The organism is Frankia sp. CcI49 (genome assembly GCF_001983215.1).
Classification (GTDB): Bacteria; Actinomycetota; Actinomycetes; order Frankiales; family Frankiaceae; genus Parafrankia; species Parafrankia irregularis.
The window spans coordinates 133,573-156,859 of sequence record NZ_MOWP01000028.1 but is presented as its reverse complement, the minus strand read 5'-3'; the positions used below and the strand labels follow the sequence as shown (position 1 = coordinate 156,859).

Sequence of the window (23,287 nt, the reverse complement as noted above, 5' to 3'; positions counted from 1 at the left end):
CCATGATCGGCACAGACTGAACGCAAACAGTACGGAAAGACTACGGGAGCGTGGGCAGGGCCCCGCGTCTGTCCTCACCTGCGCGTTCAGCGCCTGTCACGGTCAGCTCGGCACAGCGGGGGCTGGCCTCAGCAGTTGACGAATTCCGGGCGCTGGTTGAGCACCTGGGCGCGCGACGAGACAAACGCCTGGTGCTGCGGGCTACCGACCGCATTCGGCGGGAAGACGGCGACCCGGTGGCAGTTCTGGAACGCCAACGCCACGCCGAAGTGCCGCTCGAGCGCGGTGCGGATGGACGTACTTGCCATCGCCCGCAGCAGCTGCCCACTGGCGGCATCGTCCGGCGGCGGTACCTGGTTGTCGACGAACACGCGGGCGGGAGCCTGCGTCGGGACCTGCGCCGGCCCCTGTGCCGTGCCCTGTGCCGACAGCTCGGCGGCCAGCGTCTCGACCAGCTCGTACGCGAAGGGAAGGGAGGCCCGCACACAGGCGAGGAACTCCTCGTCCGTCAGCTGGTCCGCGTTCGCGGCCTCGACAAGTTCGGGCGTGACGGTCAACGACATCTGGGACCTCCGGTGAGACGCACGGTACGGCGACTGATCGCGCCAACAACGTCACCCACGGTCGCACAAAATGAAAACCGTTGTCAATGTCACGCGCTCGGTCGCGACTGGGTGGTTCGCGCGCACTCCAGCCGAGCCGGGTAGATGAGAGAGTGGATGTCGTGGCGAAGGTGGAAGGCGACCGGGTGGGCGCCACAGACGACACGAGCGGCACGAGCGGCGTAGGCGACCCGAGCGGCTCAGGCGGCACGTCAGCAGCGTCCGACCAGGGCGCGGTAGAGCCGCGCGCGTCAGAGCAGCGTGCGAACGGATCCGGCTCCGGTGCGCCCGGGGGCTCCGCGGGCAGGCGCACCGCCCAGGGGCGCGCCTCCGTCCGGGCGACCCGGCAGGGTGACGCCGTGTCCTCCGCGCTCGCGGCGACGAATGCCTTCACCAGCGCGCAGGACCTGCATGCCCGCCTGCGCCTGTCAGGCCAGTCCGTCGGCCTGACAACGGTCTACCGGCATCTGCAGGTGCTCGCCGAGCGCGGCGAGGTGGACGTCCTACGCCGGGACGACGGGGAGACGGTCTACCGGCGCTGCACCACCGAAGCGCACCACCATCACCTGGTCTGCCGGCACTGCGGTCACACCGTGGAGATCGCCGGCCCCGAGATCGAGGCCTGGACGTCGTCGGTGGCGAGCGCGGAGGGTTTCACCGAGGTCGTGCACACCGTCGAGATCTACGGAACCTGCGCGGAATGCACCGCGGCCGGGCCCACCGAGACGCTGTGAGCCCGGCCCGCGGTCAGGTCGGTCTGGCCAGTGAGGTCCGTGAGGTCAGTGACAGACGGCGCCCGGGGCGCCGAATCCCGGCTGGGACAGGTCGAGATCGAGGGTGTTGTTGCGCCCGCTGATTCCCTTGAGATCGATGACGCACTCACGGTTGGTCGCGGTGTCGGTAACCGTTATGCGCTGCGGGCCGGCGTACATGGCGCCGCTGTCCCAGGTTGACGCGCCGGAGCTCGTGAAGACGGCGAACGACGAGATCGGATAGCCGCTCGAGGACTCGGCGTTACCTCCGAAGATAAGGAACTTGACCCGGTCCTTCGCCGGCGCACGGCCGCCGTCCGTAAGCCGCCCACCGACACGGGCCGTACCCGGATCGTTCAGGGTTGCCAGTTTGATGCGGCCAACCCAGGCCGAATACGTCCAGCCGTTTGCATGGTGACCGAATGCGTCGATGTAGAACCGCGAGTGGACGAACTCCGGGTCCCGGTCGAGCTGCGGGTAGAACTCGAAGGAAAGGCCGGCCGTGCGACTGCCCCAGCTGGTGTTGAGCGTGCCGCCGTGGACGAGGTCGGGCTGGCTGTCACCCATGAAGTAGCCGTGCGGGAACATGAGGCCCTTGCCGGTCGCGAAGCGCGTGTAGGTCGCGTAGCTGCCGCGCTCCTGACAGGCGTTGACGTAGGTGTCGCCGGTGCCGGTGGCCCGGTTGTAGTTCTGGCAGGGCAGGTAGGGCTGCTGGGTCGAGCCGAGAACCAGGTCGACGCCGACGGCGCCCGAGATCGGCACGGGGTTTCCGTTCTGGTCCGTGAGCCCCTCGAAGGGGACGGCGACGCCCAGGCCCCGGGTGGTGTCGCCGGCGTACTGGGTGGTGTCCGCCGCCCACGCGGGGGTGGATCCCCCCAGGGTCAGCAGGCCACTGCCGGCGAGAAGGACGAGTACGGCCAGGAATCTCCGGCGCGGGCCGGTCGCCCGGCGGCGGTGATGGTGACGGTGACGGTGCCTTTGCTGCTGCGCGGTTCGCGACACGACGCTCCCGTAGCTACCTGGACTGGGCGCGGGAAACCGGCGGCCGACAGCCGGCGGACATCAGCGAGAAAGTTCGCAGATATCCGTGGAGCGGACCTTCGGCGGAAACGGCGGAAACGGCGGAGAAACAAAATCCAGCACGTTTCATGGCTTCCCGCCGGCCAAGTTACCGGAGAGCGTGTGAAAGTCGGCCGTCCAGGAGCGGAGAATTACCCCAATGGGCGGTACGGGATCACCAGGGCGCGGTGCCCGTGAGCCCGGCGCAGCCACGCAGGCTGTTCCACTTGTCGAGGGCCTGGGTACCGGCGGTTCCGGTCAGCGGGCTCGGCGCCCCGTCGACAATCCGACCGGGAACCCAGTTCGCCGCGGTCACCGCCCGGCCCCGGAACGTCAGCTCGAGAACCCCGGTCTCGGTGTTCGGCCCGGTTCCCGACGCGTAGAAGACGAAGTTACCGAGGCCGTACGCGACATAGGCACCGTCGCTGCTCCACCCCGCGCCCTGCAGGACATGCGCGTGCCCGCCGATCAGCGCGTCCGCGCCGGCCGCGACGAGCGGGGCGACCAGGCTGCGCTGGGCCTGGTTGGGGCAGGTCTCCCGTTCCGTTCCCCAGTGCAGATAGACAATCAGGGTGTCGACGGTGGGTCGAACCGCGCGGATGGCCGCGGCGAGGCGTTCGACGTTCTTCGCCGAGGCGAGGCCAGGCTTGCCGGGACCGGCCGTCCACGCCGTGGCGAGCTCGTCGTCCAGAACCTGGGTGGCGCCGAAGATCGCGATTCGCTGGCCGTTCACCGTGGTCAGGTACGGGGCGTAGGCCGACGTGTCGTCGGTGCCGATCCCGACGGTCGGAAAGCGCGCCTCACCGGCGCTGCGCAGCGTGTCCGCGAGGCCGTCCTGCCCGTAGTCCATGCCGTGGTTGTTGGCCATGTTCACGACGTCGATGCCGGCGCCGCGCAATGCGGTGAACGCTGTCGGCGGCGCCCGGAAGACGTAGGTCTTGGCCGCCGGTGTGCCGCCCGTCGTCACCGCCGTCTCCAGATTGACCATGGCGAGATCGGCGCCGGCGAGATTCTGCGCCATCGGGCCGACCGCTGTTTCCGGATTCTGCGTGAGTCGCTGCCGCGAGGACCCCTCGAAATGCACATCGCCACCGAAGGCGATACGCACCGGATTTCCGGTGGGCTGCCGCGGGCCGTTTCCGACCACGGCCGGTTCGGCCGGCTTGGATGATTCGGGGGTGGCGGGCAGGCTGGCCGGCGGGATCACCGCGCCGGCCCGCACCGAGCCATCACCGGCAACCGAGGATCCATTGCCGTCACCCGCGCCCAGCAGGCCAAAGGTGGCCATGACCACGCAGGTGACGGCGGCGAGAACGGAGCCGCCCAGGAGGGGCACACCCCAGCTTTCCCTGAATCGTCGACCACGACCGGAGATCGGTCTGGGTCGGTCGCGCCCCCGACCACCGACCATCTTCGTGACTCCCGCCCCACGAGAATTCCCGAGCGGAAGCCACACTACCTGGGGAGCGGGCGGCCGCCGGCTAAAGCGACAGCAGCGCCGGGGCCAGCTCGCGCCACTGCCGCCGCGGCAGCCCACGGCGGTCGAAGTCGAGCACCTGGACGGCCACCTGGTCGGCGCCGGCGTCCAGATGCTCCTTGACCCGCCCGAGCAGGACGTCGACGTCCCCCCAGGGAACGATCGTGTCCACCAGGCGGTCTGACCCGCCATCGGTGAAATCTCCGTCGGTGAAGCCGTAGCGGCGCAGGTTGTTGGTGTAGTTCGGCAGGCGCAGGTAGGACCCGGTGTGGCGGCGGGCCAGCTCCCGCGCCTCGGTCGCGTCCGGGTGCAGGACGAACGCCTGCTCCGGCACCAGCAGCTTGCCGGGCCCGAGGACGGCCCGGGCCGCCGCCGTGTGCTCCGGCGGCACGAAGTAGGTGTGCGCGCCGTCCGCGCGGTCCCGGGCGAGCTCCAGCATCTTCGGGCCGAGCGCGGCCAGCACCCGCGGCTGGGTGCCCTCCGGCGGCACGGCCCGGTACTGCTCGGCGGCCATCCGGTCCATCTCGTCGAGGTAGGCCCGCATCTGGCCGAGCGGCCTGGAGTAGGTCGCGCCGCGGATGCTCATCAGCTCCGCGTGCGAGACACCGAGCCCGAGCAGGAACCGCCCCGGGTGGGCCTCGGCGAGCGCGAGCTGGCCGGCGGTCATCGTCAGCGGGTTGCGGGCGAGGATCTGCGCGATGCCGGTCGCGATCGTCATCCGGCGCGTCGCGGCGAGCATGAGACCTGCGGTCACCAGCACCTCGCGGCCCTTGACCTCGCCCGTCCACAGCGTGGAGTAGCCCAGGTCGTCCAGCTCCGCGACGGCCTCGCGGACGGTGCCGGCCGGCGAGAAGTCGAACTGGCCGCTCCAGACGCCGACCTTGCCAAGCCTCGCCTCGACCGGCGGCCGGGCAGCGGCGGAGACGGGGGTGGGGGCGGAGGCGGCGCTCGCGTGGTCACTCACGCGGTCACCGTATCGAGGCCATCCGCGGTCACCCGTAGCGACCGGCCGGTACGCCCGCGGCGCCGCGCCGGGTTGCCAGCGCCCGAACGAGGGCTATCGTTTGCCGTTGTGACGGAGCTGGTGCAGCTGCTCACCCCGGACGGCCGGCGTACCACCTCGGGATCCGGTCCCGAGGCCGAGTACCAGGCATTCGTCGCCGAGGTGACCGACGATGACCTGGTCGGCCTCCTGCGGGACATGACCGTGGTGCGTCGCCTCGACGACGAGGGAACGGCCCTGCAGCGTCAGGGCGAGCTCTCACTGTGGGCGAGCCTGCGTGGCCAGGAGGCCGCCCAGGTCGGCTCCGGGCGAGCCCTGGAACCCGCCGACATGGCCTTCCCGTCCTATCGGGAACACGGCGTCGCCTGGTGCCGGGGCGTCGACCCGCTCAAGCTGTTCGGGCTGTTCCGGGGCACCTCGCTCGGCGCCTGGGATCCGGCCGAGCACGGCTTCGCGCTCTACGCGATCGTCGTCGGCTCGCAGACGCTGCATGCCACCGGGTACGCGATGGGCGTCGCCCGCGACGGCGGCGAGGGCGCGGTCATCTCCTACTTCGGCGACGGTGCGTCCAGCGAGGGCGACGTGAACGAGGCCTTCGGCTGGGCGAGCGTGTTCGGCGCGCCGTTGGTCTTCTTCTGCCAGAACAACCAGTGGGCGATCTCCGAGCCGTACCGGCGGCAGAGCCGGGTGCCGATCTACCAGCGCGCCCGCGGCTTCGGCTTTCCGAGCGTGCGGGTGGACGGCAACGATGTGCTCGCCACCCTGGCCGTCACCCGGTGGGCCCTGCGCCAGGCCCGGTCGGGAGCCGGTCCGGTGCTGGTCGAGGCACTGACCTACCGGATCAATCCGCACACCACCGCTGACGACCCGTCCCGCTACCGGCCGGCGGACGAGCTCTCCACCTGGCGTCGACGCGACCCCATCGACCGGCTGCGGACGCATCTGCGTGCCAGGGGCGTCCTGACCGACGACCTGGAGGCGAGCATCGCCGCGGAGGCGGACTCCACCGCCGCCGACCTGCGGGCCCGGTGCCTCGCGCTGCCCGACCCGCCCGGCGACGCCGTTTTCGATCATGTGCAGGTTGAGGAGAACAATCTGGTTGCCGCCGAGCGCGCCGCGTTCGTGAGTCTTCGGGGAGCGCTGCTTTGACGACCGACCTGACCATGCGGACCTCGGACGACGGTCACGCCGACCGCCCTGACGACAGTCCCCAGGAGCCTCCCCCTGTGGCGCCCACGGCCAGCGCCAGCGTCCGCCGCACGCTGACCCTGGCGAAGGCCCTGAACACCGGTCTGCTGGAGGCTATGAAGGCCGACCCGAAGACCGTGATCATGGGGGAGGATGTCGGCAAGCTGGGCGGCGTCTTCCGGATCACCGACGGGCTGCAGGAGCTCTTCGGTGAGGAGCGGGTGATCGACACGCCGCTGGCCGAGTCGGCCATCGTCGGCACGGCGATCGGGCTGGCGATGCGCGGTTTCCGCCCGGTCTGCGAGATCCAGTTCGACGGGTTCGTCTACCCGGCCTTCGACCAGATCGTCAGCCAGCTCGCGAAGCTGCACTACCGCTCGGGCGGCCGGATCAGGCTGCCGGTCACGATCCGCATCCCCTACGGCGGCGGCATCGGCGCGGTCGAGCATCACAGCGAGTCACCTGAGGCGTACTTCTGCCACACCGCCGGGCTGCGGGTCGTCACCTGCTCCAACCCGGCGGACGCCCATCTGATGATCCAACAGGCGGTGGCCTCGGACGATCCGGTGATCTTCCTGGAGCCCAAGCGCCGGTACTGGGAGAAGGGCGAGGTCGACACCACACCGCTGGCCGACCTCCCGGCAGATCTGCGCACTGATCTGGGTACCTCACGTGTGGTCCGTTCCGGCCAGGACGCCACCCTGGTCGCCTACGGGCCGATGGTCCGCACCTGCCTGGACGCCGCCGACGTCGCCGCCGAGGAGGACGGGCGCTCGCTGGAGGTCATCGATCTCCGCTCGCTGTCACCGCTCGACCTCGACCCGGTGATCGAATCGACCCGCCGCACCGGGCGGCTGGTGGCGGTGCACGAGGCGCCGTCCAACGTGTCACTCTCGTCCGAGATCGCGGCCCGGGTCACCGAACAGGCCTTCTACCACCTGGAATCACCGGTGCTACGGGTGACCGGGTTCGACACCCCCTATCCTCCCGCCCGGCTGGAGGACCACTACCTGCCCGACGTCGACCGCATCCTCGATGCCGTGGACCGGACGTTCGGCTACTGAGGGAGATCGCCGGTGCCCCATCGACAGTTTCGTCTTCCCGACCTCGGTGAGGGCCTCACCGAGGCGGAGATCGTCCGCTGGCTGGTCGACGTCGGCGAGACCGTGACCGTCAACCAGCCCCTGGTCGAGGTCGAGACGGCGAAGGCCGTCGTCGAGATCCCCTCCCCGTTCGCCGGTGTGCTGGTCGAGCGGCACTGCGAGGCCGGCCGCGAGCTCGCCGTCGGCGCACCGCTGCTGACCATCGACGCCCCGGGCGACGAGCCGTCGGCCGGGGCGCTGGCCGGGCCACCGGCGGCGTCCCTGCCGGAGTCCCGCTCCGGGGAGGCCGGGGACGCCACCACCGCGCCGGGCAGCGCCGGGCCGGGCAGCGCCGCAGGCCGAGCGTCGATGGCCACGGGCCGCACCCCGATGCTGGTCGGCTATGGTCCGCGCAGCTCCGAGCCGGAGCGCCGCCGTCGGCGTCGCCAGCGCGACGAGTCCGCGAACGGCGGCGCGCCCGCGGCGTCAACGGCAGCCGCGCCTGCGGCAGCCGCATCGCCGGCGCGCTCGGGCCGGGCGGCCGCGAAACCACCCGTGCGCAAGCTCGCTCGTGATCTGGGTGTGGACCTCTCCCTCATCATCGGCACCGGCCCCGCGGGTTCGATCAGCCGGGCGGACGTCGAATCGGCAGCGGCGCGGGGCACAGCGGCTGCCGCGGTCGGCCTCGTCTCCGCGGCACCCCCGGCACCCTCGACACCCCTGGTACCCGCCGCGCCCCCGGCGCCGAACGGACACAAAGAGACCACACGACGCGTGCCGGGCGCGATCCCGGACGACGCCAGCTTCGACCCGGCCACCGGTGCCTGGCGGATCCCGGTCACCGGCATCCGACGCACCATGGCACGGGCAATGGCCGCCAGCGTGTTCACGGCGCCGCACGCCACCGAGTTCCTCAGCGTCGACGTCACGGAGGCCGTGGCGGCGAGGGAGCGCATCACGGCGCTGCCCGACTTCGCCGGAGTTCGGGTCACCCCGCTGCTGCTCGTGGCGAAGGCGCTGATCACGGCCGTCCGGCGCCACCCGCTCATCAACGCGACCTGGGTTGACGGGGCGGCCGGCGAGGACGCGGAGATCCGGGTGCGGCCGGAGATCAACCTCGGCATCGCGGTCGCCGGGCCGCGCGGTCTGGTGGTCCCGAACATCCCCGACGCCGGGTCGTTGGACCTCCCCGGGCTGGCCCGTGCCCTGCAGTCGCTCACCGAGGCCGCCCGGGCGGACCGGCTGCGCCCGGCCGACCTCTCCGGCGGCACCATCACCATCACCAACATCGGTGTCTTCGGTGTGGACACCGGCACGCCGGTCCTCAACCCGGGTGAGGCCGCGATCCTCGCGCTCGGCGCGATCAGGCCCACGCCCTGGGTGCACCGCGGCGAACTGGCCGTACGCACGGTGGCGCAGCTCGCCCTCACCTTCGACCACCGGGTGGTGGACGGCGAGCTCGGGTCGGCCGTGCTGGCCGATGTCGGCGCGATGCTCGCCGATCCCGTGGTCGCCCTGGCCTGGAGCTGAGGGCCCTGAACTTCGCGCATCGCCTCATACACCCCCTCGGGAACAACGGACGCATAGGGGTGCACAACGGAGACAGGTATCCCTCCTGGTACGGTTGCGCCTCACACCCGGCATCCGGCTCGACTTCCGCCACGAAGAGGTGAACGCATGACGCGCGTGGAGGCTCTGCAGGCCGCCGACGAGTTCGTCGCGAAGGTACTGACCTCCGCCAGCACCAGCGGCCGGTTCAACGGGGCGCTCAACCTGGCCGAGCGGGTGGACCTGACGCTTCGAGTGGCCCGGTTCCTGCTGGAGGGGCAGTCATCCTCCGAAGCTGACGACATTCTCAAGCGGGACATGCGCAACGAGCTCGACCAGGCCTTCCCGCCGCTGCGCACCACCTGAGCCAGCCACGCCGCTAGGCGGCGGGGTGGTTCTGGAGGAGTACGAAGAGGGATTCACCGAGGTTGAGCCGGCCGCCGTTGCGGGTGGTGACGGCGTCTGGTGCGACGTGCCCGGTTTCACCGGCGAGCGTGGCGGCGGGGTGTTCCCCGGGCGTGACGGATGGCGCCGGCAGGAGGGTACGGCCGTCGGAGAGCAGCGCGATGATCGTTCCGTCGGGGGTTCTGCAGAGCACGACGCCCTCCTCGTGGAGGTGACGGTGGTGGGTGCCACAGACGAGGGTGAGGTTGTCGAGATCGGTGCGGCCACCGTCGGCCCAGCCGGTGAGGTGGTGGATGTTCAGCCATCGGGTGTGGTCGCAGCCCGGGTACTGACACGTGCCGCGGTCACGGGCCTGGACGGCGGTGCGTAGCCGGCTGGTGGGGAAACGGTGGCGGCGGCCGAGGCGCAGGGGGTTGCCATGCGGATCGACGAGCATCGCCTGGACGAGGCTGTCGCAGCCGAGGCGTTGCAGGACCGCCGGGGGCAGCGTGGCCGGGGCGCCTCCGCCGCCGGTGCTGCTGACGCCATGGCCGGTGATGGGTTGCAGGTCGGCGGGGCGCAGGTGCAGGACGAGGGCGTGCGCGGGGTGGACAAGCCCGGGTGCGCCGTGGTGCAGGAAGCTTTCCGCGAGGGCGACGAGGCCGTCGGCGTCACGCTGCCGATCCGACTCCGATTCCGGCTCCGGTGGTGGTTTCGGGTGGGGCTGTTCCTCCGCGGTGCGCGGTTCCGCGGTGCCGGGTGTGGTGGCTGGTTTCGTGGTGGCTGGTTTCGTGGTGGTGGTGAGGCTGTCGCGGGCGGCTTCGATAGCGGCGATCAGCTGGGCGCCCTCATCTGCCGGGAGGACCGCGGTCAGGTGCACCACGCCGTCCTCATCGGTGCGCCAGGACACCCGGCGGGCGGCCCGGGTGCGGGCCCGGTCGTCGGGATCGGCGCTGCGTTGCCGGTAGGCACGGACCAGATTTTCCAGGGCGCCGGCGGTGCAGTGCACGGCGTGGTTGAGCCAGGTCTGTTCCGTCTCGGGGCGGGCGACCCGGGTGATCGCGCGGACCTTCGAGTACGACAGCGTTCCCGCGGCGAACGCGGCCCGGATCGCGGGAAGCCGCTCGAGAGCGTGCGCGGTCGCGAGGTGCTCACGGGCGGTTCTCGGGTTCAGGCCGCATCGCCAGGACAGCCAGTGGGCGCAGGACCGCATCCCGATGCCTGACCAGCCGGTACGCCGGTCGAACGCGGCAAGCAGGCCCAGCCAGGTGCAGGTCGCGGCAGCGATCCGACCCGCCCACTGACAGATCGCGGTCTCCAACTCGCCGATCGGGGCGGCCTGCGGGTCCGTCGGGAGACCGGCGGGCGGCAGACGCGCTGCCGTGCCAGGGCCGGTCGGGGCGGGGTCGGTCGGGGCGGGGTCGGTSGGGGCGGGGTCGGTCGGGGCGGGGTCGGTGGGAGCGGGGTCGGGGGGAGCGTCGGGGGTGACAGCAGCAGAAGCGTCGATCATGGGGATCACCGGGCCAGGGGTGTCGTCGCTCTAGGACCCACGCATCGTCACCCCGACCACCGACAGTTTTCACAACTCCGACACGACCACAGCCCACTCCGACCGGGATCGCGGCGCCGGACTGGGATGGCGGCGCCAGCCAGTACCGCCCCGACGGGTGGGTGCGGTTCCGCGGAACCACCCCGGGCTCGGCCCCCGCACCAGGGACAAAAAGATCCGCCCGCAGTGGCATCAGGCCACCACGGGCGGATCGGCGATCAGACGAACCGGCGGAAGCGGATCAGAAGGCCTCTTCGGCCAGTTCCATCAGCCCGAGGCCAGTCTTCTCCAGCGTCGTCCGGCGGGTGTGCAGCTCGGGCAGGACGTCCGCCGCGAACCAGCGAGCGGCCGCGACCTTGCCCTCGTAGAAGGCACGGTCCCGTTCGGACGAGGAGCCCGCCAGGCCGACCAGAGCGGCCTCCGCGCCGCGCAGCAGCAGCCAGCCGATGATGAGGTCGCCCAGGCTCATCAGCAGCCGGGTGGTGTTCAGGCCGACCCGGTAGACCTGGGCCGGGTCCTCGGCGCCCTTGGTGAGGAAGCCGACCAGCTTCGTCACCATCGCCTGGACGTCCTCCAGCGCGGCTCCGAGCGCCTCCCGCTCGGAGCGCAGGGCGCCGTTGCCCGCGTCGCCCTTCACGAACTCCTGGATCTGGCCGAACAGCGAGGTCAGCGCCTGCCCCTGATCCCGAACGATCTTGCGGAAGAACAGGTCCTGGCCCTGGATGGAGGTCGTCCCCTCGTAGAGGGTGTCGATCTTCGCATCCCGGATGTACTGCTCGATCGGGTAGTCCTGCAGGTAGCCGGAGCCGCCGAACACCTGCAGCGAGGTTGCCAGCAGCTCGTAGGAGCGTTCCGAGCCGACGCCCTTGACGATCGGGAGCAGCAGGTCGTTCATCCGCTCGGCGGCCTCGTTCGCCTCGCCGCGGGCCGCGGCGAGCGCCACCGCGTCCTGGTACGTCGCGGTGAACAGGACCAGGGAGCGCATGCCCTCGGCGTAGGCCTTCTGCAGCATGAGCATCCGGCGGACGTCCGGGTGGTGGATGATCGTGACGCGCGGCGCGCTCTTGTCCGTCGACCGGGGCAGGTCCGCACCCTGCACCCGCTCGCGGGCGAACTCCAGCGCGTTGAGGTAGCCGGTGGACAGGGTGGCGATGGCCTTCGTCCCGACCATCATCCGGGCGTACTCGATCACCCGGAACATCTGGGCGATGCCCTCGTGCACGTCGCCGACCAGCCAGCCGACCGCCGGCTCCCGCTCACCGAAGCGCAGCTCGCAGGTTGCGGAGACCTTCAGGCCCATCTTCTTCTCGAGGTTGGTGACGTAGGCGCCGTTGCGGGCGCCGAGCTCACCGGTCTCCGGATCCGGCATGAACTTGGGGACCAGGAACATCGACAGGCCCTTGGTGCCGGGGCCGTGCCCTTCGGGACGGGCGAGCACCAGGTGGAAGATGTTCTCCGGGACGTCCCAGTCACCGCTGGTGATGAATCGCTTCACACCCTCGATGTGCCAGGTCCCGTCCGGCTGCGCGATGGCCTTCGCCCGCCCGGCACCGACGTCGGAGCCGGCGTCCGGCTCGGTAAGCACCATGGTCGCGCCCCAGTGCCGCTCGATCGCCCACCGCGCGAACTTCTTCTGCCAATCGGTGCCGATGCTTTCCAGGATCGCGGCGAAGGTCGGGCCTGCCATGTACATGAACACGGCCGGGTTCGCGCCGAGGATCAGCTCGGCGGACGCCCAGGCGATGGTGGGCGGGGCGCCCATGCCACCAAGGTGCGGCGGGAGGAAGAGCCGGAACCACTCGCCATCGAGGATCGCCTGGTAGGACTTGCGGAACGACTCGGGCAGGCTGATCTCGCCGGTGGCGGCGTCCAGCACCGGGGGGTGCCGGTCGGCGTCCGCGAACGACTCCGCGATCGGGCCGGAGGCGACCCGCTCCATCTCGGCCAGGACCTCGTGGGCGGTGTCGCGGTCCATCTCCGCGAAGGGCCCGGTCCCGAGCGCCCGGTCCACGCCGAACACCTCGAACAGGTTGAACTCGATGTCCCGAAGGTTGCTCCGGTAGTGACCCATGGACGGTTCCTCCCCTCGACCTCACCGCCTGATCGTGAGCGGCGCGGACGTAGTTACTCGCTGGTAGGTGATGCCCATGCTACCCGCGAGTAACCATCACGGGAAGAAGATCCCAGGACGAAACAGCCAGGGGGCCCACAGTCGGCCGCAGATCTGCGAAAGCACACCGTGTCACCCATTTCCGGTACGTCTACTCTTGCGACCATGACGGGGGGCAACGCAGAGCACACGGACGAGTTCGACGAAGGGACCACGCAGGAGATCCGGCTCGCGGTCGTGATGACCGGCGGGGCGAGCCTGGCCGTGTGGATGGGCGGTGTCGCGCGCGAGATCAATCTCCTCACCGCCGCACGGGCCCACCAGGATGACCCGGCCGTCGCCGGCGCCCGTGGCTGGTCTGTCACCGACACGGCGGTCGCCACCCGCTGGGCCGCCCTGCTGGCGGCCCTCGACCTCGAGGTCTCGGTGGACGTCCTGGCCGGCGCCTCGGCGGGTGGCATCAACGTGGCACTGCTGGGCTACGCGAACGTGCAGGACACCGACCTCGGCCCGCTGCGCGACCTGTGGATCCAGCTCGGCTCGCTGCGTGAGCTGATGCGGCGGCCCGACGCACACAGCTTCCCGTCCCTGCTGCGCGGTGACGAGGTCATGCTGCCGGCGCTGCGCAGCGCGTTGCAGAGCCTCGACCCGCGCCCGGGGACCGGCACGCCGGTCTCGAACCACGGACCACGGGCCCACTCGGCGCGAACGATCCGGCCGACCTCGGTGTTCATCACCACCACGATCCTTCGCGGCGAGACCAGCCGCTGGCCGGACGATCTCGGCGGTCTCGTCCGCGACCGCGACCACCGTGGCCTGTTCGTCTTCGGGGAGGACGACCTCGCCGATCCCGAGGGCGCGGCCCGCCTCGCGCTTGCGGCCCGGGCCAGCGCGGCCTTCCCCGGTGCCTTCGAACCGGCCTACATCCCGGTCCGGAACTCGCCGGACAGCGCTCATCCCGACATGGCCGACCATGTGAACGCGGCCGGCGACTTCCACGGCTCGGACGGCGGCATCCTCGTGAACCGTCCGCTCGGGCCGGCACTGCAGGAGATCTTCGACCGGCCCACGCGGGGGCGGCAGGTCCGCCGCGTGCTCACGTATGTGGTGCCGGCGCCGAACCCGCCGGCCGACGGGGCCGACGGGGCCGACGGGGCGAACGCCGCCGACGCCGCCGACGAACCAGCCGACAGATCCCCCCCGTCCGCCGTCGACACCCTGCTCGGTGCGTTGAGCGCGGCGCTGAACCAGTCCATCTCGACGGACCTGCGCCGCATCAGGGCGCACAACGAGGCGGTGCGGGGGCTGCGGACAAGCCGGCGCCGGCTCGCCCGGCTCGCCCCGGCCGGCGGGCCACGGCTCGCCGACCAGGACGTCTACACCACCTACCGGGCGCAGATCGCCGACCGCGCGGCCGACCTCGTCATCGACACGTTCGACCGGATCGTCATCGACTCGCTCACGGCCCCGACCCCGCCGGACGCCGTACCCGCCGACGCGGCCCGGCGGCTCGCCGACGCTCGCGGACGCGCCGAGCTCCGGCTGGCGGCCGTCAACGCGGCGACCGCGGAGTTCCCCGACCGACTGCCGGGGGCGCGCGACCTCGGCGAGCTGTGGCGGCTGGGCCGCCCCGCGGTGGACGCCGTCAAGGGCACGCTGATCTCAATGATCAACGAGGGCTACGTCCTGACGACCGATCCGGACGAACGCCGGGCGCTGAGCGCCATCGCCCGGGGAGTGCACGGCGCCGTCGTCGCGCCGCGGGAACAGGCCGGAGCCCAGCTGCTCCCGCTTCCGTCGACGCCCGCGAACAGGGGCGCGTTCACGGTGGTCCGGCACACCCTGCGCGACCTCGCCGGGGCGTCATCGGACGCGGTTGTCGCCGAGGCGGCCAGGCGCTGGCTGCGCGGCGCCGGCGACGCGCAGACCAGCAGAACCGATCTGACCCTCGCCTGGAGCACGCTGAGCTCGCTCGCCGAAAGCCTGCGCGGCCTGCTGGACCGGATCGTGGCCCGCTCCGGCAACAGCGACGGCGACGGCAACAGCGACGGCGACGCTCCGGGCGACCGGCCGCGGACCGCGGTGGCCGACGGCCGGCTGGTGTCGGCCGCGCTGCTCGCGCCACCACCGCCACGCGGCCGTCGGACCGGCCTGAGCCTGGCAGCCCGGCGTCAGCGAGCCGCTCAGGGGCTGCGGGACTTCATCAGGTACCTCCCGGCCGACCGGGAGCGGGCCGCGATCGCGCTGCTCGACCTCCACCTCGTCACCCGCACGCTGACCGGTGCCGACGTCATCGACCAGCCGGTCGAGCTGGTCCAGGTCAGCTCGGACATCCGATGCGATCTCGATCCGGCCCGCTCCGACGCGCATCGCAAGCTCACCGGTCTCGCGCTCGGCTCCTTCGGAGCGTTCGCGAAGTCGTCCTGGCGCGCGAACGACTGGATGTGGGGTCGCCTGGACGGCGCTGCCTGGCTGGTCCGCATCCTGCTCGACCCGCGGCGGCTTGTCTGGTTACGCGACCTGGCGGTGGAGCGCGCGGATGGCGACCCCGCCGCCGGCGAGAGCTGGCTGGCCGGGTTCGTCGCGGCGCTGTCGACGATCGCGTCGACGCCGGTGACCGAGCCGGTGCTGGCCGAGCTGGCCTGGCTCGACGACCCGGCTGCCCCGGTACCGCCCGTCCTGCCGGAGACCGCGGCGTGGGTGGCCGCCGGCATCCAGCGCGAGATCGCCGCCGGTGAGCTGGTGAGCGTCGCAACCGCGGTCCGCGCGGACATCAGGGAGACGGGCGCGGCGGTGGGCCGGAACCGGGAGTTCCTCGACGCGGTGCCCACGAAAGCCGCCGGCTCTGCCGGTGCTGCCGGTGCTGCCGGCTCTGCCGGTTCCGCGGAACCGGCCGTCGACCGGGTGGATCCCGCCGACACCGACCAGGTGCTGCGGCTCTGCCACGTCGCGGACGAGCGGCTGACCGACCGGCCGAACAGCCGGATTCTCGTCTCCCTGGTCGCCCAGACCCTGGCCGTACTGACCGCGTGGCTGGCGTCGTTGCACGCGCTGCCGTGGCCCTTCCGCCCGGCCGCCTTCGTGGTGCGCACCGTCACCCGGCTGCTCTATGCCGCTGTCGACGACGCCGCCCGCCACCGCCACCGGGTGACCACCGGCCTGGGGGTGATCATGCTCGTCGGTGGTCCGGCGGTCGCCGTCACCCAGGGCAGCGTGGTCGGCGGGCTCGGAGTGCTGGCCACCGCGGCGGGGCTGGCGCTGGTCGGCCTGACGAACTGGCGCACGGTCGTGGGTCGCCGGCGCCGGAGCTGAGCACCCACGCCCGTCAGGAGACGTCCCTCAGGAGACGTCCGCCCAGCGCATTCCGCCGTCGGACTCGCGCAGGCAGGACACCGGCCGCCCGCCCGCACCCTGGACGATCTTCCCGACGTCGTCGGGGTCGCACTCGCTGCCGGGCTGGGGCCCGGCCTGCGCCGACTGCGAAGGCGTCTCGGGGGACCAACGACCGGCACTGCCCACCTGTGCTCCCGCGACCTTCGGCTCCGGTGCCGGAACGCAGTAGAGGAGCAGGCCGTTGACGGCCACTGCGGGCTTGACATCGAGATCCGGGATGCACGCCTCGCCCAGGAAGACCGGGGACGGCGCCACCGAAGGCAGACCGGAGACGGGCAGCCCCGTCGACGCTGCGGCCGGCCCGGTGGCGGCGGTTCCGGGCGTGGCCGCCGAGCCCGCCCCGGTCCCGCCGGTCGTGCCGGTCCCGCCGGTCGGAGCAGGCGTTGACGCCGGTGCCGGCGCCGTCGGCGACGGGCCAGCGGCGGCGGCCGCGGCGGCCGGCCGGGCGCCCGTGCTCGAGGTGTCGGCGCCCGACTGCGCGCACCCCACCAGCGCCCCCGCGAACAGCACGCCGACGATCGCGGCATGACAGGCCCTACCGGACGGGCGAGTGCTGGTCACCGCGCCACTCCCCTCGCAGGCCCTGGCTCTCGGCCTCAGATCCAGCTTAGGTAGCTCCAGGCGCCGGATGTCGCTACTTTCCGGGACCAGTACCCAAACGGACCGGCCCCGGCCGGTGCCGGGCTGTCGTCGTCGCTGCCTCCTCCGGCGCTGGTCGATGGCTCCGTGACAGCGCGAGAACGCCGTCCGCAGGTGTCTCTCTACCCCGCGACACGCCCATCGCCACCATCAGGCCCGATGCGGTCCGTGAACGTCCGACGGGGGCACCGGCGCGGTCAGTGGGTCTGCGCGGTCAGTGGGTCTGCGCGGGCACCGCGACGGTGGTGCCCGCCAGTTCCAGCATCGCGAGCTCACCGGTCGCGGTGAGCTCGGAGGTGAACGCGGCCAGATCGGCCGGCTCACGGGGCGGGATCGGCACCGCGTCGGACAGCGTGCCGAGTTCGATCCAGCCCATCAGCTCCTCGGCGCCGGTCAGGCCGAAAACGGCGCGGACCTGGTCGCTTTCGGGTAGCGGCACGGACTTCCACGCGGACGCGACACCCTGGGCGTGGGCGGCGAGGCAGATGTTCTGCGCCGCCGCGGCTGCGGAGGCGTCCTGTTCGGCGCGGGGAACCCGGGCGCCCGGCACCCGTGAGGCGATCACGGCGATGAGGGCCGGCGAGCGGGTCGCCTTGCCGGCGGCCTTGCGGACCACCGGCTCGGCCAGATCGCCGACGGCCTCGGCCGCCTGGCGGATCGCGTCGGCGAGCGCGGCGCGCGCCTCGCCGCGTACCACGACAAACCGCCACGGGCGCAGCGTCTTGTGATCGGGTGCGGTGGTCGCGGCCGCAAGCATGACCGCGAGCTGTTCGGTGGTCGGGCCCGGCTCCACCAGGCGGGTGGCGGTGCGGCGGGTCATCAGGCAGGTCAGGGCGTCCACGTTGCTCCGTTCGACTCGGGATCCGAGCACTGGCGAGGCTCGCGCTTCCCATTTCAATGAGGTTCCCTCATAATATGGCAGGCTCCATGCTTCGTGCCTCGCAAGAGTCCCTTGCTTCACAGATCGCAGCTACTTCACAGATCGCAGCGAAAGGCGGACCTCGGGCGATGCCCCCACCCGACACCGGCGACCCGGTCATCGACCTTGTCCTCGCCGTGGGCCATCAGGTCAGGCGCGCGGTCAACGAGGCCCTGCGCACGGGCGCCGGCCTCACGCTCGCCCGCCTGAAGGTGCTGCGCCTCGTCGCGGATCGGGGGCCCGTCCGACCTCGCGACCTGGCCCAGGCCGTCGCCGTCGCGCCGCGGACGATGACCGAGACCGTCGACGGGCTGGAGGCCGACGGCCTGGTGTGCCGCCGGGTGGATCCCACCGACCGGCGGGCGATCCTGCTGGAGCTGACGCCGCTGGGCCGCACCACGCTCGACCGCGCGCAGACGCACGCCGCGGGTGCCGTCGCGCACTTCACCGGCGCGCTGTCCGCGGACGAACGGGCCACTCTGGGCCGTTTGCTCCGGCTCCTGCTCGACAACGCGTCCGCTGGTAACACACGACCGTTACCGTGAGACGATCACAGGGGCCGTTCCGACCGAGGAGGCCACCGTATCCAGCTCCGCCATGGTGGGTGAGCGCACCCGATCCGGCCGCGAAACCGCTGCCGCGATCGTCGATGTGCGCGGCCTCACCAAGCGGTACGGGCGGGTGGCGGCCCTGCAGGACGTCTCGTTCGCCGTCCCCGCGGGGGCGGTGACGGGTTTCCTCGGCGCGAACGGGTCGGGCAAGACCACGACCCTGCGCATCCTGCTCGGTCTGGTCGCGCCCACCAGCGGAAGCGCCCTGATCCATGGCCGCCCCTACCGGGAAATGTCGGACCCGGCGAGGACAGTGGGCGCCGTGCTGGAACCGACCGCTCACCCTGCCCGCAGCGGGCTGGATCATCTGCGCTGCCTCGCGCTCGCGCTAGGCCTGCCGCGCCGGAGCCGCCGGCACGCCGYCGACGAGGTGCTCGGCACGGTCGAGCTCACCGCGGCGGCGGCTCGGCCGGTGGGGGCCTACTCACTGGGCATGCGCGGGCGCCTCGCCATCGCGTGTGCCCTGCTCGGCGATCCCGAGCTGCTCGTCCTCGACGAGCCCGCGAACGGCCTCGACCCGGAGGGAATCCGCTGGCTGCGGCGCTTCCTGCGGGACTGGGCCGCGCAGGGGCGCAGCGCGCTGGTGTCCAGCCATGTGCTGGCGGAGGTCGCACAGACGGTCGACCACGTCGTGATCATCGACCGGGGCCGGGTGGTGCTGGCCGCGGAGGCCGCCGCGGTGGGCGCGGGCCGGGTCGAGGTCCGCACGCCGCAGGCGGACCAGCTCGCCGAGCTGCTCGGCGGCGCAGGTGCGGTGCGCACCGGTCATGACTCGCTGCGGCTGCCGTACGGCTGGGCCGAGCGGGTGGGGCAGCTGTGCGCGCTGCACGGGATCCCCCTGGTCGAGCTGCACACCACCGGGCCGGACCTTGAGCGGGCCTTCTTCGAGCTGACCGGTCGGGCAGCCGGTGGCGCCGCATGAGAGCCGGCGGCACCGCGAAAACGCGGCAGCACCTGGTGGCCACCGAGCTCCTCAAGATCCTCACTGGCCRGTGGCAGCTCGTCGGGCTCATGGCGGTCCTCGCCGTCCACGCCCTGCCACTGTTGCTGTGGGGTGCCCAGGCGGAGCCGGCGCTCGAGTGGAACGGCCTGCGTTCCCGCTCGGGCTGGCTGCTCGCCTACGCGATGATGTTCTTCGGTGTGGTCCTGACCTCCAGCGAGTTCCGGTTCCGCACGGTCACCCACTCCTGGCTCATCACCCCCGGCCGGGTGCGGGTGCTGGTCGCCCAGGTCACGGTCGTGGCCCTGATCGGAGCGCTCCTCACCACCGCCGTCTTCACGGCCTGGTGGCTACGCGGCGCCGGCCGGCACGGTGCGGCCGCGATGCGCGCGGGCCGTCCGGCCGAGGTGCTGTCGGCGTATCTCATCGTGGTCGTCGTCGTGTGCGCGACAGGGGTCACCGGCGCGGCGCTGGGCGCCATCACCCGCAGCCTCGGCCTCGCCGCCGCGACCATCGCCATGTGCGGCCTGGTCGAGGCCGTGTCCGACGGGGGCCGGTTCCACGGTCCGGTCACGGCACCATCAGGTGTTCTGCTCTGGCCCACCACCGAGACGAACGCCACCTCCCTGTCCGCCGCGATCGCGTGGGCCGTCATTCTGACCGCCGTCGCGAGCGCCTCACTGCGACGGGATCTGCCATCCTGAACAGCCCTCCGCCCGATTCCGTGATGTGGCATAGGTCACTGCCGGCACGGCGCGTCTCCACATCCCTTTCCGCTCGGCACCACGATCGGCCTACGATCCCGCACATGGCGCTGTGCCCGACATGCGGGGAGCAGGGGAACCCCGATCGAGCGCGCTTCTGCTCCGAGTGCGGGAACCCGCTGCCCGTCGCCGGCAGCGGCGCACGCAAGATCGTCACAATCATGTTCGTCGACATCACCGGGTCGACGGACATGGGCGAGAAGATCGACTCCGAACAGCTGCAGCAGGTCATGTGGCGGTTCTTCACCACCGTCCGCGAGGTCATCTACGCCCACGGCGGATCCGTCGAGAAGTTCATCGGGGACGCGGTGTTCGCCGTCTTCGGCATCCCGGTGCTGCACGAGGACGACGCGCTGCGCGCCGTCCGGGCCGCGCTGGACATCCGCACCGCGATGGAGGAGCTCAACGCCGAGTTCCATCGTGATCTGGGCCTTCGGCTGCGGGTGCGGATCGGTATCAACACCGGCGAGGTGACCGTCGCCGGTGGCGGCGCGACGGGTGACCCGGTCAACGTGGCCTCCCGGCTGGAGGAGGCCGCCCCGCCGGACGAGATCTTCATCGGCGACAGCACCTACCGGTTCGTCCGCCACAGTGTCACGGTCAACCCGGTCGGGCCGCTGGTGGTGCAGGGCAAGCGGGAACCGGTGCGGGCGCACCGGCTGATCGGGCTGCGCAACCCGACGGCCGGCCCCGGCCTGCGGGAGCCCGTGCAGGGGTTCGCGGCGCCGGTGATCGGCCGCAACCGCGAGCGCCGCCGCATCCAGGACGCCTTCGAGGCGGTCGTGGAGGAGCGGACCTGCCACCTGTTCACCGTGCTGGGGCCCGCCGGCATCGGCAAGTCCCGGATGGTCGGCGAGTTCTGCCAGTCCATCACCGGCCGCGCGACCGTGCTCTCCGGCCGTTGCCTGTCCTATGGCGAGGGCATCGCCTACTGGCCGCTGATGGAGATGGTGCGCCAGGCCACCGGCATGTCCGCCGACGAGAGCGCGCCGGACGGCCGCCTGCGCCTCAAGAGGCTGCTCGCCGGCGTCCCGCAGGCCGCCGAGGTGGTGGACGCACTCGCCCCGCTGGTCGGGCTGGGTGGCGCGGAGCTGGGAACCCAGGAGAGCTTCTGGGCGGTGCGCACCTTCTTCCAGGCGCTGGCCGAGCAGCGGCCGCTGGTGCTGTGGTTCGACGACGTCCACTGGGCCGAGCCGACCCTGCTGGATCTGATCGAGCACGTCGCCGACTGGTCCCGCGACGCTCCCATCCTGCTGCTGTGCCTGTCCCGGCCCGAGCTGCTGGAGGACCGGCGCCAGTGGGGCGGCGGCAAGCTCAACGCCACCTCGATGCTGCTGGCGCCGCTCACGGAGGACCGCTGCCACCGGCTGATCCGTACCCTGATGGGTTCGGACGACCTGGATCCAGCCCTGGTCTCCCGGATCACCACCTCGGCGGCGGGCAACCCGCTGTTCGTCGAGCAGATGGTCGCCGCCCTCGTCGACGACGGCCTGCTGCGCCGGGAGGGCAACCGGTGGATCGCCGCCGGCAACCTGCGCGGCGTCACCGTGCCGCCGACCATCTCGGCCCTGCTCGCGGCCCGTCTCGACCGGCTCGAGCCGGCGGAGCGCCAGGTCCTCGAACGGGCCGCGGTCGTCGGCGAGCGCTTCTACCTGGACGCCGTGGTGGAGCTCTCCGAGCCGGCGGAGCGGCCCTACGTTCTGGATCACTGCCTGTCACTCGTCCGCAAGGAGCTGGTGCATCCCGACCGCTCGGACCTGCCGGGAGTGGAGGCGTACCGGTTCCTGCACGTCCTGCTGCGTGACTGCGCCTACCAGACGACGTCCAAGCGTCAGCGCGCCGACCTGCACCAGCGGTTCGCCGGCTGGCTGCAGGCCCGGATGGTCGGCGGCCCGGGTGAGCACGACGAGCTGGTCGGCTACCACCTGGAGCAGGCGTACCGCTACCGGGTGGAGCTCGGCCAGCGCGACAGCGAGATGGTGGAGCTCGGCCGGTCCGCCGCCACCTGCCTGATCGAGGCTGCCGACCGAGTTCGCCAGGGTGACGAGACGGGCGCCGCGCAGCTGCTGAAGCGCGCGATCACGCTCCTGCCGGAGACCGACCCGCTGCGGCTGCGCGCGGAGATCGACCTCGGCTGGGCGCTGTACTCGTTCGGCCGGCTCTCCGATGCCGAGCGCATCCTGCGCCAGGTCAGTGAGCGGGCCCGGCGCGCCGGCGAGGACGGGCTGCGCGCCCACGCCCGGCTCGCGCACCTGCGCGTGCTGTTCGCCACCGATCCGGAGGGCCTGGTGGCGAGCACCCTCACCGAGGCCACGGCGGCACTCGCCTCCTTCGTCCGCGACGGCGACGACGTCGGGGCGGCGCTCGCCTGCCGCAGCCAGAGTGCCGCGTACGGCGCCGCCGGGCAGTTCGCCGCCGCCGAGAAGGCCCTGGAGAACGCGGTGCGGCACGCCGAGGAGTCCGGGGTGCCGAGGGCCGCGCACTCGTTGCGCCGCGAGCTCGTCCTCCTGCTGAGCCTCGTGCCGAGCCCGGTGCCCTTCTCGATCGTGAAGGGCACCGCGATGCTGGAGGCGGCCGGTGACGACCGCGGCCTGCGCCGGGCGGTTCTCGCCCAGCTCGCGCTGCTCAACGCCATGTCCGGCGACATGGAGGCCGCCCGCACCCACCTCAAGGACGCCGACGAGCTGATCGGGGACATCCGCGGCGCCCGGACGGACCCGTTCCACAGCGGTTTCGTCGTCGCCCGGGTCGCGCTGCTCGCCGACGAGCCGGAGATCGCCGAGCGCGAGCTCCGCCGCAGCTGCCGCCAGCTGTCGCGGATGGGCGAGCGCGCGCATCTGGCGACCCGGGCCGCCCTGCTCGCCGACGTCCTGGTCCGGCTGGGCAAGCTGGAGGAGGCGACCAAGTACGTGAACCGCTGCCGGGACGCCGCCGCGGGTGACCAGCTGCCGGCCCAGGCCGGCTGGTGCTCGGTGCACGCCCGGCTGCTGGCGATCTCCGGCCGGGACGCCGAGGCCCTGCGGTTCGCCGACACGGCCTGCGATCTCGCCAGCCGCACCGATGACATCGACGGGCAGGGCACCGCCCTGCTGGCCCGCGCCGAGGTGCTCTACCGGGCCGGGCGCAAGGAGGACGCCGCGGAGTGCCTGGAGGCCGCCGCGGCGCGCTTCCTCCGTCGGGGGAACCGCGCCGCCGCGACGATGGGGCGGCGGCTGTTCGAACGCCTCAACGCGGAGCATCTCGGCTGAAGAGCACCTCAGCTGAACA

At 72.1% G+C, this 23,287-nt stretch carries 17 protein-coding genes and 1 pseudogene; 10 read left to right on the top strand and 8 right to left on the bottom strand.

Annotation, left to right across the window (positions count from 1 at the left end):
* Positions 1-128: 128 nt before the first annotated feature.
* Entirely contained in the window at positions 129-563 is a 435-nt protein-coding gene (locus CcI49_RS25530; RefSeq protein ID WP_054568774.1) for an SCO5389 family protein, read from the bottom strand.
* Between the two features lie 359 nt (positions 564-922).
* Between CcI49_RS25530 and CcI49_RS44530 the strand changes: the two are divergent.
* A pseudogene (locus CcI49_RS44530) lies at positions 923-1,336 on the top strand (Fur family transcriptional regulator); the annotation flags it as partial.
* A gap of 45 nt (positions 1,337-1,381) precedes the next feature.
* Here the strand turns inward: CcI49_RS44530 and CcI49_RS25520 are convergent.
* From CcI49_RS25520 to CcI49_RS25510, 3 genes are all read right to left on the bottom strand, one after another.
* A complete protein-coding gene (locus tag CcI49_RS25520; RefSeq protein ID WP_054568775.1) occupies positions 1,382-2,356 on the bottom strand; it encodes a hypothetical protein in 975 nt (324 codons plus the stop codon).
* A 232-nt stretch (positions 2,357-2,588) separates the two neighbouring features.
* Positions 2,589-3,749, bottom strand: coding sequence for a CapA family protein (locus CcI49_RS25515; RefSeq protein WP_235498177.1), 1,161 nt, complete (start codon positions 3,747-3,749; stop codon positions 2,589-2,591).
* Positions 3,750-3,894: 145 nt separating this feature from the next.
* Positions 3,895-4,854, bottom strand: a complete 960-nt coding sequence (locus tag CcI49_RS25510; protein WP_076830015.1) for an LLM class F420-dependent oxidoreductase — start codon at positions 4,852-4,854, stop codon at positions 3,895-3,897.
* Positions 4,855-4,962: 108 nt separating this feature from the next.
* Between CcI49_RS25510 and CcI49_RS25505 the strand changes: the two genes are divergently transcribed.
* The 4 genes from CcI49_RS25505 to CcI49_RS25490 all read left to right on the top strand — a co-directional run bounded on the left by CcI49_RS25505 (position 4,963) and on the right by CcI49_RS25490 (position 9,077).
* Positions 4,963-6,042 carry a thiamine pyrophosphate-dependent dehydrogenase E1 component subunit alpha gene (locus CcI49_RS25505; RefSeq protein ID WP_054568778.1) on the top strand — a complete coding sequence of 360 codons (1,080 nt, stop codon included), beginning with the start codon at positions 4,963-4,965 and terminating at the stop codon, positions 6,040-6,042.
* Positions 6,043-6,119: 77 nt separating this feature from the next.
* Entirely contained in the window at positions 6,120-7,145 is a 1,026-nt protein-coding gene (locus tag CcI49_RS25500) for an alpha-ketoacid dehydrogenase subunit beta (RefSeq protein WP_076830226.1), read from the top strand.
* A 12-nt stretch (positions 7,146-7,157) separates the two neighbouring features.
* Entirely contained in the window at positions 7,158-8,693 is a 1,536-nt protein-coding gene (locus tag CcI49_RS25495; protein ID WP_076830012.1) for a dihydrolipoamide acetyltransferase family protein, read from the top strand.
* Positions 8,694-8,840: 147 nt separating this feature from the next.
* The gene (locus tag CcI49_RS25490; protein ID WP_006541825.1) at positions 8,841-9,077 is read left to right on the top strand and encodes a hypothetical protein; all 237 of its coding nucleotides are present in this window, start codon (positions 8,841-8,843) and stop codon (positions 9,075-9,077) included.
* A gap of 13 nt (positions 9,078-9,090) precedes the next feature.
* Here the strand turns inward: CcI49_RS25490 and CcI49_RS25485 are convergent, their stop codons facing one another.
* Together CcI49_RS25485 and CcI49_RS25480 are read right to left on the bottom strand one after the other, a co-directional pair.
* Positions 9,091-10,605 carry an HNH endonuclease signature motif containing protein gene (locus tag CcI49_RS25485; protein ID WP_076830009.1) on the bottom strand — a complete coding sequence of 505 codons (1,515 nt, stop codon included), beginning with the start codon at positions 10,603-10,605 and terminating at the stop codon, positions 9,091-9,093.
* A 280-nt stretch (positions 10,606-10,885) separates the two neighbouring features.
* Positions 10,886-12,715 carry an acyl-CoA dehydrogenase gene (locus CcI49_RS25480; RefSeq protein WP_054568780.1) on the bottom strand — a complete coding sequence of 610 codons (1,830 nt, stop codon included), beginning with the start codon at positions 12,713-12,715 and terminating at the stop codon, positions 10,886-10,888.
* A gap of 204 nt (positions 12,716-12,919) precedes the next feature.
* Between CcI49_RS25480 and CcI49_RS25475 the strand changes: the two genes are divergently transcribed.
* Positions 12,920-16,066 (top strand): patatin-like protein, encoded by a 3,147-nt coding sequence (locus CcI49_RS25475; protein ID WP_076830006.1) that lies wholly within the window; start codon positions 12,920-12,922, stop codon positions 16,064-16,066.
* 27 nt (positions 16,067-16,093) lie between these two features.
* Here the strand turns inward: CcI49_RS25475 and CcI49_RS25470 are convergent, their stop codons facing one another.
* Together CcI49_RS25470 and CcI49_RS25465 are read right to left on the bottom strand one after the other, a co-directional pair.
* Positions 16,094-16,708 (bottom strand): hypothetical protein, encoded by a 615-nt coding sequence (locus CcI49_RS25470; protein ID WP_076830003.1) that lies wholly within the window; start codon positions 16,706-16,708, stop codon positions 16,094-16,096.
* 292 nt (positions 16,709-17,000) lie between these two features.
* The gene (locus CcI49_RS25465; protein ID WP_076830000.1) at positions 17,001-17,627 is read right to left on the bottom strand and encodes a nitroreductase; all 627 of its coding nucleotides are present in this window, start codon (positions 17,625-17,627) and stop codon (positions 17,001-17,003) included.
* 167 nt (positions 17,628-17,794) lie between these two features.
* Between CcI49_RS25465 and CcI49_RS25460 the strand changes: the two genes are divergently transcribed.
* The 4 genes from CcI49_RS25460 (at position 17,795) to CcI49_RS25445 (ending at position 23,268) form a co-directional block, all read left to right on the top strand.
* Positions 17,795-18,250, top strand: a complete 456-nt coding sequence (locus tag CcI49_RS25460) for a MarR family winged helix-turn-helix transcriptional regulator (protein WP_076829997.1) — start codon at positions 17,795-17,797, stop codon at positions 18,248-18,250.
* Between the two features lie 52 nt (positions 18,251-18,302).
* Positions 18,303-19,238: an ATP-binding cassette domain-containing protein gene (locus CcI49_RS25455; RefSeq protein ID WP_076829995.1), complete on the top strand. Its 936-nt coding sequence runs from the start codon at positions 18,303-18,305 to the stop codon at positions 19,236-19,238.
* Entirely contained in the window at positions 19,235-19,960 is a 726-nt protein-coding gene (locus tag CcI49_RS25450) for an ABC transporter permease (RefSeq protein WP_076829992.1), read from the top strand. Before CcI49_RS25455 ends, CcI49_RS25450 begins: the two co-directional genes overlap by 4 nt.
* 104 nt (positions 19,961-20,064) lie before the next feature.
* A complete protein-coding gene (locus CcI49_RS25445; RefSeq protein ID WP_054568787.1) occupies positions 20,065-23,268 on the top strand; it encodes an adenylate/guanylate cyclase domain-containing protein in 3,204 nt (1,067 codons plus the stop codon).
* The last annotated feature ends 19 nt before the right edge of the window (positions 23,269-23,287 follow it).

Coding starts and splice junctions, on each gene's coding strand:
- CcI49_RS25530 (WP_054568774.1), bottom strand. CDS start 563: ATGTCGTTGACCGTCACGCCCGAACTTGTCGAGGCCGCGAACGCGGAC.
- CcI49_RS25490 (WP_006541825.1), top strand. CDS start 8,841: ATGACGCGCGTGGAGGCTCTGCAGGCCGCCGACGAGTTCGTCGCGAAG.
- CcI49_RS25480 (WP_054568780.1), bottom strand. CDS start 12,715: ATGGGTCACTACCGGAGCAACCTTCGGGACATCGAGTTCAACCTGTTC.
- CcI49_RS25475 (WP_076830006.1), top strand. CDS start 12,920: ATGACGGGGGGCAACGCAGAGCACACGGACGAGTTCGACGAAGGGACC.
- CcI49_RS25460 (WP_076829997.1), top strand. CDS start 17,795: ATGCCCCCACCCGACACCGGCGACCCGGTCATCGACCTTGTCCTCGCC.
- CcI49_RS25445 (WP_054568787.1), top strand. CDS start 20,065: ATGGCGCTGTGCCCGACATGCGGGGAGCAGGGGAACCCCGATCGAGCG.